This is a genomic window from Micromonospora sp. DT4 (genome assembly GCF_049841675.1).
GTDB lineage: Bacteria > Actinomycetota > Actinomycetes > Mycobacteriales > Micromonosporaceae > Micromonospora.
The window spans coordinates 1-237 of sequence record NZ_JBNCKT010000511.1 but is presented as its reverse complement, the minus strand read 5'-3'; the positions used below and the strand labels follow the sequence as shown (position 1 = coordinate 237).

Annotated in this window: 1 protein-coding gene; it reads left to right on the top strand. The window is 71.7% G+C overall.

Features of this window, described 5'->3' with window-relative positions; genetic code table 11:
- On the top strand, positions 1-237 hold a 237-nt coding region (locus tag ACLQ24_RS30715; protein WP_425895211.1), incomplete at both ends, for a transposase.

Genomic DNA, 237 nt, shown 5'->3' with positions numbered 1-237 from the left:
GTTCGCCCGGGTGGAACCGCGGCGGGCTGCGGCCGGGTTCGTCACCGGGCTGCTCGCGGGCCTGGAGATCAAGACGAGCTGGCAGTTGGCTGAGCAGGCCGGGCATACCCGGCCGGACAAGATGCAACGGCTGCTCTATCGGGCGAGATGGGACGCCGACGCCGTGCGGGACGACGTGCGGCAGGTCGTCGTGGACCGGCTCGGTGACCCCGACGGGGTCCTCGTGGTCGACGAGAC